Here is a 12,596-nt window from a genome sequence, read left to right on the forward strand (position 1 = left end):
CGGCCGATCGCCGCCGCCCTGCGCCCGGCCGCGCCGCCCGGCCCGCCCGGCCGCGACATCCCGCCCGACCCGCGGCCGCCGCGCGCCGGCTGACCCGGCCGACCGCCTGCTGCCCTGCTGGATGAACCACCCCGCACCGGGGCCGCCACGCCGTGCCGTGGCGGGATCACAGGACCACCACCATGACCACGTCACCTGCCCTGCTGGCCGCCGCCGCCGCGCTCGCGCTGTTGGCTGCCCCGGCCCGCGCCGCCATCGAGGATGGCTACGACCCCACCACGGCCCCGGTGCCCAGCACCTGGTACGCCCCGGCCAACCCGGCCGCGCTGCGGGCCGACCGCGACTACGTCGCGGGGATGCGGCCGCACCATGCCGGCGCCCTGTCGATGAGCCGCGACTACCTGGCCGACCCCGCGGCGCGCAGCCCGGTCCTCAAGGCGCTGGCCGCCGGGATCATCCGCAACCAGAGCTTCGAGATCGGGTTGCTCGACGAGGTCGCCCGCAACCTGGCGCTGCCGCCGCGGGTGCTCGACCTCGGCATCGCCCGGATCGCGCTGCAGCCGGCGGCGACCGAGGGGATGGGGCAGATGCAGCGCTTCCTGCGCTCGCCGATCCCCGGGCCGCTGGGCGCGGCGGCCGGGCCGGTCAGCCGGCGGGACGTGCAGTACGCCAAGGCGATGATCGTCCACCACGAGGCGGCGCTGGAGATGGCGCATGGCTATCACGCCGATCCGGCGGCGCGGAACGGCTTCCTCGGCCTGATGAACACCGACATCATCACCGACCAGAGCCAGGAGATCGCGCTGATGCGCCGCGTCATCGCCGCCTATCCGGGCGATGCCGCGGCGGTGCCGGTGGATCCAGGCATGGTGCACGGGATGGAGGGGATGCGGCACGCCGCCCAGGGCGCGCCGCATGCGGGGGCCGGGCATGAGGCGGCGCCGCCCGCCCCGCGCGCCGAACCCGCGGCGGCCCCAAAGGCGCATCGCCATGCGGCGCCGCGCCCACGCGCCCAGGCGGCACCACAGGGCCATGCCGGGCACGCGCACCACGCCATGGAATAGGCGCCATCCCCGCGCCGGGCTATCGAGGCCCGGCGCCGCGGAGGAGACGAGCATGCACCAGCCGGAGACGCAGCCGCGCCCGTCGATCTGGTACCGCTACCGGGTGCATCCCTTCCGCCGGCCGCCCGGGCTGGACGGCATGGCGGAGCAGGTGCCGGTCGTGGTGGTCGGCGGCGGGCCGATCGGCATGCTGACGGCGCTCGGCCTGGCGCGGCAGGGCTGCCGCTGCGTGCTGCTGGAGGCGGAACTCCAGGTCTCGCAGGGCAGCCGCGCGATCGTGCTGACCCGGCGCAGCCAGGAGATCCTGCAGACCACGGGCGTCGTCGCGCCCTTCCTGGCCAAGGGCCTGCCCTGGTCCAGCGGCCGGTCCTTCTACCGCGGCCGCGAGGTCTACCGGATGGAGATGCCGCACGACCCCGACGACCGCTTCCTGCCCGGCCTCAACATCCAGCAGCAGTACATCGAGCAATACCTGGCCGAGGCGATCGCGGCCGAGCCATTGGTCGACCTGCGCTGGGGCAGCAGGCTGGCGGGGATCGAACAGGACGCGGACGGCGCCACGCTGCGGGTCGACACGCCGGAGGGCGTGTACGGCCTGCGCGCGGACTGGGTCGTGGCGGCCGATGGCGGCCGCTCGTCCCTGCGGAAGCTGCTCGGGCTGCGGATGGAGGGCCGGGCCTATGCCGGCAGCTTCGTCATCGCCGATATCCGCGCCGCGCTCGGCCTGCCGACCGAGCGGCTCTGCTACTTCGACCCGGACTGGAACCCCGGCAACAACGTGCTGGTGCACCGCGAGCCCGAGGGGATCTGGCGGCTCGACTTCCGCCTGCCGGACGGCGAGACGGCGGAGGCGGCGCTCGAGCCGGCGAAGCTGGCGGAGCGGATCGAGGCGATCCTCGCCATGGTCGGCAAGCCGGGCCCCTGGGAACTCGACTGGGCCGCGGTCTATTCGGCCAGCACGCTGACCCTGCCGGACTACGTGGTCGGGCGGGTCTGCTTCGCCGGCGACGCCGCGCACCTGCTGCCGATCTTCGGCGTGCGCGGCGCCAATACCGGCATCCAGGACGCCGATGCGCTGGCCTGGCGGCTGGCCCTCGTCGCCCGCGGCCTGGCGCCGGCCGCCCTGCTGCGCAGCTATTCCGCCGAGCGCGTCGGCGCGGCGCGGGAGGTCTGCGAGGAAGCCGGCAAGAGCACCCGCTTCATGACCCCGCCCACCGAGGGGTTCCGGGTGCTGCGCGACGCCGTGCTGTCCTTCACGCTGTCGGAGGGCTTCTGCAGGGAGCTGCTGCACTGGCGCACCTCCCGCCCGCATGTCTACGCGCATTCGCCGCTGAACGCGCCGGACGACCCCGGCTTCGCGGGCGGGGTGCCGCCGGGCGCGCCGCTGCGGAACGTGAGGCTCGCCGAGGACGACCATCTCTACGACCATCTCGGCCGCGGCTTCCGGCTGATCGCCTTCGCCGGGCCGGAGGGGCCGGATGCGGCGCTGGAGGCGGTGCTGCGCGCGGCGGCCGAAGCCCCGGTGCCGGTCGCCTGCCTGCTGGTCGCGCCGCGCGCGCTGCCGGGGCGGGCCGAGGCGGTGGTGGCGGATGCCGCCGGCCGCGTCGCCGCGCTGTATGACGCGCCGCCCGGCAGCGCCTGTCTCGCCCGGCCCGACACCCATGTCTGCGCCCGCTGGCGCCGCCCGACGCCGGCGCTGCTGCGCGCCGCGCTCGACACCGCCTGCGGAAAGGGCTGACCCCGATGCTGCCGAAACGCCTCAGCACCCCCGCGCTGGAAGATGCCTACGACCAGCTCGCCGAGGCGCTGGACGAGACGCCGGCCGACCGGCGCGTGCTGTTCCTGGCCAAGCTGGCGCTGGCGCTGGCCAACCTGCTCGACGACCCCGCCGAATTCGCCGCGGCGCTGGAGGCGGCAAGGCGGGACCTCGGCTAGCAGGCAAGGCCAGGGAGGAACCAGCCACCCTGGACCCTCCTCCAGTCCTGCGAGTCTCGCACCCGTCGCGCGGCGGGCGCCAAGCCCGGGGAAATAGAAGAGGGGCCCGGGGAGAATACCTTCTCCCCGGCCTGCTTTGCGGCCCGGGCGCCACAGGCCGGGGAATCAAGCCTGCGCGACGCAACCCGGCGTCGGGCATCCTCGCTAGCGCCGAGCGGGACCGCGGCCGAAGTTCGGGGGAATACCGGGCAGGAGCGCAGGTCGGGGCGTCATCCGCCGCGGCCCGCATGTGAGGGAGGATGTCACCCAGCATGCAGCGCATATCCCACGGCGATGCCGGCGCGCCCGCGCGCCCACCCGTCAGACCACCTCGCCTGCTCGCCGGCACCGCACTCGTCGCGGCCGGCATCGCCCTGGCCAATCCCGCCGCGGCCGCCTGCGCCGACTTCCTCGGCGCGACGATCCCGGGCGACGGCACGGTCACCGCGGCCGTGTCCGTGCCCGCCGGCACCTTCGCGGCGCCGGACGGCACCAGCTGGCCCAACCTGCCGGCCTTCTGCCGGGTCGCCGCGACGCTCCGCCCCAGCCCCGACAGCGAGATCCGCATCGAGGTCTGGCTGCCCGAGGGCAGCGCCTGGAACGGCCGCTTCGTCGGCACCGGCAACGGCGGCTATGGCGGCGCCATCCGCTACGACGAGCTGGCCGGCGCCACCCAGCTCGGCTTCGCCACCGCCAACCAGGATGCCGGCACCGCGCCTTCCACCAGCGGCAATGCCAAGGCGCTGATCGGCCGGCCGGAGAAGTGGATCGACTTCGGCTACCGCGCCGCGCACCTGATGACGGTCGCCGGCAAGGCGGTGGTCGAGCAGCACTACGGCCGCCCGCACAGCTACGCCTACTTCGCCGGCTGCTCCTTCGGCGGCCAGCAGGCCTTCCACGAGGCGCAGCAATTCCCCGCGGACTACGACGGCATCCTGGCCGGCGCCCCGGCCAACAACCGCACCCACCTGCAGATGGCCGGCATCGCCAATTTCCAGGCGACCCGGCTGAACCCCGCCGCCACCATCCCGCCGGAGAAGGCGCCGCTGATCACCGCGGCGGTGGTCAAGGCCTGCGCCGGCCAGGCCGGCGGCCTGCCCAGCGACCCCTACCTGACGGAGCCGCGCGCCTGCCGCTGGGACCCGGCCGAGCTGCAATGCGCCGAGGACGCCGCCGATACCTCGCAATGCCTGACCCCGCCGCAGGTCGGCGCGCTGCGAAGCGTCTATGACGGCGCCCGCAACCCGGGCACCGGCGCGCTGATCTATCCCGGCATCTCCCGCGGCAGCGAGAGCGGCAGCACCTTCGACCTGCCCTACCTCGAAGGCGTCGGCCGCGCGGCGATCGACGAGCCGCAATTCCCCGGCCTCTTCTACTGGGTCTTCGGCCCGAACTGGGACTGGAAGGGCTTCGACTTCACCCGCGACCCGCAGCTGGTGGACGACGTGCTGGCGGCGGTGGTGAATGCCAACGACGCGGACCTCTCGCCCTTCCGCAACCGCGGCGGCAAGCTGCTGGGCTTCCATGGCTGGGCCGACCCGCTGGTGCCGCCGCAGGAGCACGTGAACTACTACAGCCGCGTCGCCGCCACGCTCGGGCGCGGTGACCAGGGCGCGCCGGGCGGCGCCGCGGCCGGCGCGCCCGGCCAGGTCATCCAGGGCCCGGACGACATGGCGGACGACGCGGCCGATGCCGCCGCCGAGCCCGGCCGCGCCGCGCTGCGCCAGGTGCGCGACTTCTACCGCCTGTTCATGGTGCCGGGCATGGGCCATTGCGGCGGCGGCCCCGGCCCGAACCAGTTCTTCAACGGCACCGCCAGCCCGGTGCCGCCCGACCCTGAGCACAACGCGCTGCTCGCCCTGCAGCGCTGGGTGGAGCAGGGCGTCGCGCCGCAGCGGATCACCGCCACCAAGTACCTGGGCGACCAGCCGGCCCAGGGCGTGGCCCAGACCCGGCCGCTCTGCCCCTATCCGCGCGTCGCCAGGTACCGCGGCGCCGGCGACCCGAACGATGCCGCCAGCTTCACCTGCGGCCCCGGCGGCCACTACGACAACCCGCAGCCCGCCGCCGAGTACCTGCGGTGACACCGGCCGGGGCGGCCGCGCGCACCGGCGGCCCCGGCCTGCGGGAGGGCGGCTTCGCCCTCCTGCTCGTGCTCTGGTCGATGGCGCTGCTGGCGCTGATCGGCACACAGGTCGCCGCGACCGGACGGGCGGAGGCGCTGCTCGCGGCCAACCTCCGCACCGCCGCGATGGCCGAGGCGGCGGCGGACGGCGCGGTGCACCAGGCGGTCTTCCACCTGCTCGCCCCGCCGGAACAGCGCTGGCCGGCGGATGGGATGGAACGGGCGCTGCCGCTGCCCGGCGGCGCCGCGGCCCTGCTGCGGATCGAGAGCGAGCAGGGCAAGGTCAACCCCAACCTCGCCACCTCCCCGTTGCTGCAGGCGCTGCTGCTGCAACTCGGCGCCGAGCCGCGCGCCGCCGCCGGCCTCGCCGCGGCGATCCTCGACTGGCGCACCGCCGGGCTGCGGCCGCGGCCGGGCGGGGCGAAGGAGCCGCAATACCGCGCCGCCGGCCGCGACCATGCCCCGCCCGGCCGGCCCTTCGAGAGCCTCGAGGAACTGGGCCTGGTGCTGGGGATGACGCCGCCGCTGCTGGCCCGGCTGGCGCCATTCCTGTCGATCCACCAGGGGGCGGAACCCGACCCGCGCTTCGCCGCCCCGCCGGTGCTGCAGGCGCTGCGCGCGGCGCAGGGCGGGGAGGACGACCTCGCGGCCGACCCCGATGCGGCGCCGGTGGTCACCATCACCGCGGCGGTGGCGCTGCCCGGCGGGGCGCGCTTCACCCGCCGGGCGGTGGTGCGGCTCGGCCCCGGCGGGCGTGGCCGCGGCTGGCAGGTGCTGGAATGGGGCGTGCCGGACAGCCTGCCCTAATTGCAGATCATCCCCTCCGCCCCGGCCGAGTCGCCGCCCTGGGCATTCGGCCCGCGCGAGCAAAGGTCGAAGTCGCGCCCCGGCCGGGTGGATGGGTTGCGGTACAGATAGGGCCGGTTCCAGGGGTCGAGCGGCGGCCCGGCCTCCGCCTTCAGGTAGGGCCCGTTCCAGGCCGCGGCGCCGGAGGGCCGCGCGACCAGCGCCTGCAGCCCCTGCTCGGTCGAGGGATAGCCGCCCATGTCCAGCCGGTAGAGGTCGAGCACCCCGGCCAGCCGCTGGATCGACTGCTTCGCCACCGAGACCTGCGCCCCGCCGAGCTGGCGCAGCGCCGCCGGCGCCACCAGCCCGATCAGCAGGCCGAGGATGGCGACGACCACGAGGATCTCGAGCAGCGTGAAGCCGGCCTGCCGGTGCCTCGGGGCGGCCGTGGTCCTGGTCGGTGCGCGCAAGTCTCTCTCCCGCTTCAGCTCGCCATGGCCTGCAACCAGCAGAGCCAGAGCGCAAGGGCAAGGCAGGGGCCGAAGGGCAGCGGCGCCGCCGGGTCCAGCCCGCCGCGGCGCAGCGCCATCCCGCCCGCCAGGCCGAGCCCGGCCAGCGCCGCCAGCAGCACGACCTGCGGCAGTGCCTCCCAGCCCAGCCAGGCGCCGGCCACGGCGAGCAGCTTCGCATCGCCCTGGCCGAGGCCATCCCGCCCGCGCAGCCAACGATAGGCCCAGGCCAGGCCGCGGAAGGCGGCATAGCCCAGCGCCGCGCCGAAGGCATGGTCCGCGAGCCGCCACGGCGCCAGCCACCAGGTGGCGACCAGCCCGGCCGGCACCAGCGGCAGGGTCAGCAGGTCGGGCAAATACAGGTGATCCCAGTCGATCCAGGCCAGCGCCAGCAGCGCCCAGCCGAGGCCGCAGCCGAGCCAGAGCAGGGCCGCATCCCCCGGCAGCGCCGCGGCGGCGACCGCGGCGACGCCCAGCGCCGCCAGCTCCACCGCCGGGTGGAAGCCGCCGATCGGCGCGCCGCAGGCCCGGCAGCGGCCGCGCAGCATCAAGTAGCTGCCGAGCGGCACCAGGTCGCGCGGGCCGAGCGGCGTGCCGCATGCCTCGCAGGCCGAGCGCGCCAGGACGACCGGCCGCCCCTCCGGCAGCCGGCGGATCAGCACGCCGAGGAAGCTGCCGATGAAGGGCGCGGCGAGGATCGGCAGCAGCCAGTCTTGCACGCGCCCCCTCCCCCTGCCGCCCGACCATCGTCCCGACGCAGCCGTGTGGGAAGCCGCCCTTGCAGGACGCGGGCCCGGTATACGACTGTAACCGGATGCTGATCGAGCGATCGCCGCCCGCCGCCACCCCGCAGCTCGACCAGGCGCTGGACGACCTGGCGGCGCTGCTGCTCGGCCAGGGCCAGGTGGACGCCCGGGGGATCGAGCGCGCCCGCCGCGTCGCCGCCGAGACCGGGCAGCGCCTCGACGCCGTGCTGATGCATCTCGGCCTGGTGACCGAGCGCGGCCTGGCCCAGGCGCTGGCCGCACTTCTCGGGCTGCCGGTGGTGCCGCCGGCGCGCTACCCCGCGGGGCCGGTGCTGCCGGAACGGCTGGCCGCCCGCTTCCTGCGCCAGGCCCGCGCCCTGCCGCTGGCCGAGGAAGGCGGCGTCCTCGCGCTCGCCTTGGCCGACCCGCTCGATGCCTTCACCCCGGCCGCGGTCGCCGCCGCCACCGGCCTCCGCGTCGCGCCCGAGATCGCCCTGCCGATCGAGCTGGAGGCCGCGCTCGACCGGCTCTACCCGACCCTGGAGGCGGAGGAGGCCGCCGCCCCCGCCGCGGCCGAGCCGCTGGAGGAGGATGCCGAGCGGCTGCGCGACCTGGCCTCCGAGGCACCGGTGATCCGGCTGGTCAACCAGATGATCTCGCGCGCGGTCGAGACCGGGGCGTCGGACATCCATATCGAGCCCTTCGAGGACCACCTGCGCGTCCGCTGCCGCTACGACGGCGTGCTGCAGACGGTGGACACCCAGGCGGCGCGGCTCACGCCGGCCATCATCTCCCGCATCAAGATCATGGCGCGGCTCGACATCGCAGAACGCCGGCTGCCGCAGGACGGCCGCATCCGCCTCGCGGTGCGCGGGCAGGAAGTGGATTTCCGCGTCTCCACCATCCCGTCGCTGCATGCCGAGACCGTGGTGCTGCGAGTGCTGGACCAGAGCGCGGTGGAGTTCGACTACGCCCAGCTCGGCCTGCCGCCACGCGTGGTGCAGCGCCTCACCGCGGCGCTCGCCCTGCCGAACGGCATCGTTCTGGTCACCGGCCCGGTCGGCAGCGGCAAGACCACCACGCTCTACACCGCGCTGCTCGGCCTGAATGCCGAGACGCGGAAGATCATCACCATCGAGGATCCGATCGAGTACCGCCTGCCCGGCATCACCCAGGTGCAGGTCAAGCCGCAGATCGGCCTCAGCTTCGCCTCCCTGCTGCGCAACATCGTCCGGCAGGACCCGAACGTGGTGATGGTGGGCGAGGTCCGCGACCTGGAAACGGCCGAGACGGCGGTGACCGCGGCGCTGGCCGGGCGGCTCGTGCTCTCGACGCTGCACACCAACTCGGCCGCCGCCAGCATCCCCCGGCTGCGCGACATGGGGCTCGAGGACTACCTCATCGCCTCCGTGCTGCGCGGCGTGCTGGCGCAACGGCTGGTCCGCAAGCTCTGCACCGCCTGCCGGCGGGAGGCGGAGGCGCCGCCGGCCCTGGTGGCGGAATTCGCGCTGGACCGGCGGCCGGGCTGGCAGGGGCCGCGGCTCTGGCAGCCCGTGGGCTGCGCGCAGTGCCGCAACACCGGCTTCCGCGGCCGCATCGCCGTCGCCGAGTTCCTCGCCGTCGACAGCGCGATCGAGCGCCTGGTCTTCAGCCGCGCCGAGCACACCGAGATCGAGCGCGCCGCCTGCGCCGCAGGCATGGTGACCATGCTGGACAGCGGGCTCGACGCCGCGCTGGCCGGCATGACCACGATCGACGAGGTGCTGCTGAGCGTCCGCGCCGAGGCCTGAGGGTCGGATGAGAATGCTTGCTCTTGCAAGGCAGGAAGCAAGGCCGGGGAGGAGGTATCCTTCCTGGCCCCTCCTCTCTTCCTGTGAGTCCGGCAGCCGCCGCGCGGCGGCTGCCGGACCCGGAAAAAGCAAGGGAGGGGCTCGGGGGGGAATGCGTTTCCCTCCCCGGCCCTGCTTCCCTTCATGACCTCGCCCCGGCACCCGTGATGCCGGCCTACCGCACCCTCTCGATCGCCCCCGACGGCACGCTCTCCCGCGGCCGGATGGAGGCGCCGAGCGAGGCGGCGGCGATCGAGCGCCTCCGCCGCCAGGGCCACATGCCCATGCGCGCCGAGCCCGATGCCGGCGGCCGGCCGGTGCTGGACGCGGTGCTGCATGCCGAGCTCGGCCGCGGCCGCGGCGCGCTGCGGCGGCAGGAGCTGGCCGACCTGACGCGCGAGCTGGCGGTGATGCTCGGCGCCGGGCAGGACCTCGACCACGCGCTGCGCTTCGTGGTGGAGACCGCGGCCAGCGCCCGCCTGCGCAAGGTGGTGGGCCAGCTGCGCGACCTGGTGCGGGACGGCAGCCCGCTGGCCGCCGCCCTGGCGCGCCAGCCGCGCAGCTTCCCGGCGCTCTATGTCGGGCTGGTGCGGGCGGGCGAGGCGGGCGGCACCCTGGCGGCGACGCTCGACAGCCTGGCGACGCTGCTGGAGCGGCAGCGCGCGCTCGATGCCTCGGTGCGCTCGGCGCTGATCTACCCGGCGCTGCTGCTGGTCGCCTCGATCGGCTCCGTCGCCCTGCTGCTGACCCATGTGCTGCCGCAATTCGTCCCGCTGTTCGAGCAGTCCGGCGCGCAGCTGCCCGGTCCGACGCGGCTGCTGATGGCGGTGGGCGACGCGGTCGCGGCGCATGGCGCGCTCGGGCTGATGCTGCTCGGCGTGCTGTTCCTGGTCGCGCGGCAGGTCCTGCGCCTGCCCGGGCCGCGGCTGGCCGCCGACCGGCTGCTGCTGCGCCTGCCGGTCGTCGGCGGCCTGGCGCGCGAGGCGCTGGCGGCGCGCTTCGGCCGGACGCTCGGGACGCTGCTGCAGAACGGCATGCCGCTCGATGCCGCGCTCGGCGTGGTGCGCGACACGCTCGGCAACCGCGCCGCGGTCGCGGCGGTGGAGGCGGCGACGGCCAGCGCCAAGGGCGGCGCCGGCCTCGCCGGGCCGCTCGGCGCGGCGAGGCTCTTCCCGCTGCGCACCGTGCACCTGCTGCGGCTCGGGGAGGAGACCGCGCAGCTCGGCCCCATGGCGCTGCGCGCCGCCGAGATCCACGAGGAGCGCACGCGGATCGGCCTGCAGCGGCTGGTGTCGCTGCTGACGCCGGCGATCACCGTGGTGATGGGGGCGCTGGTCGCCGGCATCGTCGCGGCGATGCTGCTGGCGATGCTCAGCCTGAACGACCTCGCGGGATAGGCCCGCCATGCCGCGCCGCCGCGCCGCCGGCTTCACGCTGATCGAGGTCATCGTGGTGCTGGCCGTGCTCTCGCTCGGGCTCGGGCTGCTGGCGCTGCGCGGCCCGCCGCGCAGCGCGGCGCTCGAGATCCGCGCCGCGGCGGGGGAGATGGCGCAGGCGCTGCGCCTCGCCCGCGCCCAATCCATCGCCCGCAACGCGCCGGTGCGCGTGGTGCTGGACCCGGCGCGCGGCGCCTGGGCGGTGGACGGCGCGGCGCCGCACGCGCTGCCGCCCGGCATCGCCCTGGTGCTGCGGGTGGCCGAGACCGAGGCACTGGGCAACCGGCTCGGCGCCATCCGCTTCGCCCCGGATGGCAGCTCGACCGGCGGCACGATCGAACTGGCGGACGGCCATCGCCGGCTGCGGATCGGCGTCGACTGGCTGAGCGGGCGCGTCACCCTGGCCGAAGCCAGGTCCGATGCGCGCTGACCGCAGCGCCGGCTTCACCCTGCTGGAAGCGCTGATCGCCTTCGCCATCCTCGCCCTGGCACTGACCGCCCTGCTGCAGGGCACGCTCGGCGGGCTGCGCAGCACCCAGGCGGCGGGGCGGACGGAGGAAGCCCTGGCCCGCGCGCGGTCGCGCCTGGCGGCGCTGGAAGCGGGGCCGATCCGCGCCGGCGACCAGCGCGGCGACGACGGCGGCGGCTTCGCCTGGCGCACCCGCATCGTGCCGGCGGAGAGCGCGGGCGGCCGCACGCTGTTCGCCGTCAGCGTCAGCATCGCCTGGCGCGACGGCGCCACGCCGCGCGAGGTGCGGCTGGAGACGCAGCGGCTGGGCGCGGCGCCGTGAGGCATTCCCGCGCCGGCTTCACGCTGCTCGAGGTGCTGGTGGCGCTCGCCGTGCTCGGCTTCCTCATGCTCGGCCTGTCGCAGGGGCTGCGCTTCGGCCTCGGCGCCTGGGACAGCCAGGCGCGGCTGCTCGGCCGTGGCGGCGAGCTCGACATCGCCGACCGCACGCTGCGCCGCATCGTCACCCAGATCGTCCCGACCGACGATCCGCAGAACCCCGGCCTGCGCGGCACCGCGCAGGGCTTCGAGGCGGTCACCGAACTGCCGGTCACCGCCGCCCTGCCGACCCGCCAAGCCAGCGTCGCGCTCGGCGTCGACCGCGCCGGGCGGCTGGTGCTGCGCTGGACGCCCTACCTGCATGCCCGCCGGCTCGGCCCGGCGCCGCTGCCGGAGGAGAGCGAGCTGCTGCGCAACCTGGCGCGGATCGAGCTCGGCTACTGGTCCGGCGGCGGCTGGCTTTCCACCTGGGCGCGCACGGAATTGCCGGAGCTGGTCCGCATCCGCCTGGTCTTCGCCCGCGGCGATGCGCGCCGCTGGCCGGATATCGTCGCCGCCCCGATGCGCGAGCGGGCCGAGGACTAGCCTGCGATCGTTCTGGGTGGAAACGCGCAGGACGTGAATCGCCGGCGCAACACAACCTGGACCGATGTTGTCTTGACACAATCATGGCAACATCGGTCCAGCCCCGGCGCGCACGCTTGGGTGAGTCCCGGGCGGATCGCGTTGACGCTGCTGGCCGGGCGATCCGCAGTATGCCCCGATGGATCGGGGGGAAGACCGGATGCCAATCCAAACGCGACGACCTCAAGGGCGCCCTGGGGCCTGACCATGCTGCGCGCCTTCCTGGCCTGGTGGACCGGACGGCTGCGGGAGATGCTGCCCGCCCGGCTGCGCGCCGGCACGCTGCCGCCGGACGCGCTGCTGGTCACGCTGCGGCCGGACGGGGAGGCGGATTTCGCCCAGCGCCGGCGCGGCCGGGAAACCCCGCTCGGCCGCTTCGCGCTCGATGCCGCGGCCCTCTCGACCCTGCCCGCCGCGCTGCGCCGCCGGCCGCGCCGCGTGCTGCTGCGCCCCGCCCCGGGCGCGCTGCTCGAACGCGCGGTGGTGCTGCCGCTGGCCGCCCAGCACGACCCCGCCGGGGTGCTGCGCTACGAGCTGGACCGGCTGACCCCCTTCGCCGCCGAGGAGGTCCATTGGTCCTGGCGGCAGGAGGCCCGGGACGTCGCGCGCAACGCGCTGCGGCTCCGCCTCTCGCTGCTGCCGCGCGCGCCGCTCGAGGCGCCGGTCGCCGCGCTGCGCCGCGCCGGCCTGGCGCCGGCCGGGCTGGAGGCGGAGGC

12 protein-coding genes and 1 pseudogene are annotated in these 12,596 nt (G+C 75.6%); 11 read left to right on the forward strand and 2 right to left on the reverse strand.

Annotation, left to right across the window (positions count from 1 at the left end; all coding sequences use genetic code 11):
* The first annotated feature begins 182 nt into the window (after positions 1-182).
* The 5 genes from E2C06_RS32560 (at position 183) to E2C06_RS32580 (ending at position 5,970) form a co-directional block, all read left to right on the forward strand.
* Positions 183-1,064, forward strand: a complete 882-nt coding sequence (locus tag E2C06_RS32560) for a DUF305 domain-containing protein (RefSeq protein ID WP_133292728.1) — start codon at positions 183-185, stop codon at positions 1,062-1,064.
* Positions 1,065-1,116: 52 nt separating this feature from the next.
* Entirely contained in the window at positions 1,117-2,802 is a 1,686-nt protein-coding gene (locus E2C06_RS32565; protein ID WP_133292729.1) for an FAD-dependent monooxygenase, read from the forward strand.
* Between the two features lie 5 nt (positions 2,803-2,807).
* A complete protein-coding gene (locus E2C06_RS32570) occupies positions 2,808-2,999 on the forward strand; it encodes a DUF2783 domain-containing protein (protein WP_133292730.1) in 192 nt (63 codons plus the stop codon).
* Positions 3,000-3,310: 311 nt separating this feature from the next.
* Positions 3,311-5,122 (forward strand): tannase/feruloyl esterase family alpha/beta hydrolase, encoded by a 1,812-nt coding sequence (locus E2C06_RS32575; RefSeq protein WP_165982809.1) that lies wholly within the window; start codon positions 3,311-3,313, stop codon positions 5,120-5,122.
* The gene (locus tag E2C06_RS32580) at positions 5,119-5,970 is read left to right on the forward strand and encodes a type II secretion system minor pseudopilin (protein WP_133292732.1); all 852 of its coding nucleotides are present in this window, start codon (positions 5,119-5,121) and stop codon (positions 5,968-5,970) included. Before E2C06_RS32575 ends, E2C06_RS32580 begins: the two co-directional genes overlap by 4 nt.
* On the opposite strand, the gene gspG is transcribed toward E2C06_RS32580, so the two are convergent.
* A complete protein-coding gene (gspG, locus tag E2C06_RS32585) occupies positions 5,967-6,419 on the reverse strand; it encodes a type II secretion system major pseudopilin GspG (RefSeq protein ID WP_133292733.1) in 453 nt (150 codons plus the stop codon). The genes E2C06_RS32580 and gspG overlap by 4 nt on opposite strands.
* A 14-nt stretch (positions 6,420-6,433) precedes the next feature.
* Positions 6,434-7,177 carry a prepilin peptidase gene (locus E2C06_RS32590; protein ID WP_133292734.1) on the reverse strand — a complete coding sequence of 248 codons (744 nt, stop codon included), beginning with the start codon at positions 7,175-7,177 and terminating at the stop codon, positions 6,434-6,436.
* 59 nt (positions 7,178-7,236) lie between these two features.
* Between E2C06_RS32590 and E2C06_RS32595 the strand changes: the two genes are divergently transcribed.
* From E2C06_RS32595 to E2C06_RS32620, 6 genes and pseudogenes are all read left to right on the forward strand, one after another.
* Entirely contained in the window at positions 7,237-8,994 is a 1,758-nt protein-coding gene (locus tag E2C06_RS32595; RefSeq protein WP_241671579.1) for a GspE/PulE family protein, read from the forward strand.
* A 206-nt stretch (positions 8,995-9,200) separates the two neighbouring features.
* Positions 9,201-10,430 (forward strand): type II secretion system F family protein, encoded by a 1,230-nt coding sequence (locus tag E2C06_RS32600; protein ID WP_133292735.1) that lies wholly within the window; start codon positions 9,201-9,203, stop codon positions 10,428-10,430.
* Between the two features lie 7 nt (positions 10,431-10,437).
* On the forward strand, positions 10,438-10,899 hold the full coding sequence (locus E2C06_RS32605) for a GspH/FimT family pseudopilin (RefSeq protein WP_133292739.1): 462 nt from the start codon (positions 10,438-10,440) through the stop codon (positions 10,897-10,899).
* Positions 10,889-11,260 (forward strand): prepilin-type N-terminal cleavage/methylation domain-containing protein, encoded by a 372-nt coding sequence (locus tag E2C06_RS32610; RefSeq protein WP_133292736.1) that lies wholly within the window; start codon positions 10,889-10,891, stop codon positions 11,258-11,260. The genes E2C06_RS32605 and E2C06_RS32610 overlap by 11 nt, the downstream gene beginning before the upstream one ends.
* Positions 11,257-11,841, forward strand: coding sequence for a PulJ/GspJ family protein (locus E2C06_RS32615; RefSeq protein ID WP_165982810.1), 585 nt, complete (start codon positions 11,257-11,259; stop codon positions 11,839-11,841). Before E2C06_RS32610 ends, E2C06_RS32615 begins: the two co-directional genes overlap by 4 nt.
* A 246-nt stretch (positions 11,842-12,087) precedes the next feature.
* Positions 12,088-12,596: pseudogene (locus E2C06_RS32620) on the forward strand (hypothetical protein); the annotation flags it as partial.

Source organism: Dankookia rubra (assembly GCF_004355005.1).
Taxonomy (GTDB): domain Bacteria; phylum Pseudomonadota; class Alphaproteobacteria; order Acetobacterales; family Acetobacteraceae; genus Paracraurococcus; species Paracraurococcus ruber_A.

Excerpts from the sequence above, each read along its gene's own strand:
- E2C06_RS32565 (WP_133292729.1), top strand. The coding sequence starts at position 1,117 with ATGCACCAGCCGGAGACGCAGCCGCGCCCGTCGATCTGGTACCGCTAC.
- E2C06_RS32605 (WP_133292739.1), top strand. The coding sequence starts at position 10,438 with ATGCCGCGCCGCCGCGCCGCCGGCTTCACGCTGATCGAGGTCATCGTG.
- E2C06_RS32610 (WP_133292736.1), top strand. The coding sequence starts at position 10,889 with ATGCGCGCTGACCGCAGCGCCGGCTTCACCCTGCTGGAAGCGCTGATC.
- E2C06_RS32575 (WP_165982809.1), top strand. The coding sequence starts at position 3,311 with ATGCAGCGCATATCCCACGGCGATGCCGGCGCGCCCGCGCGCCCACCC.
- E2C06_RS32570 (WP_133292730.1), top strand. The coding sequence starts at position 2,808 with ATGCTGCCGAAACGCCTCAGCACCCCCGCGCTGGAAGATGCCTACGAC.
- E2C06_RS32560 (WP_133292728.1), top strand. The coding sequence starts at position 183 with ATGACCACGTCACCTGCCCTGCTGGCCGCCGCCGCCGCGCTCGCGCTG.
- E2C06_RS32600 (WP_133292735.1), top strand. The coding sequence starts at position 9,201 with ATGCCGGCCTACCGCACCCTCTCGATCGCCCCCGACGGCACGCTCTCC.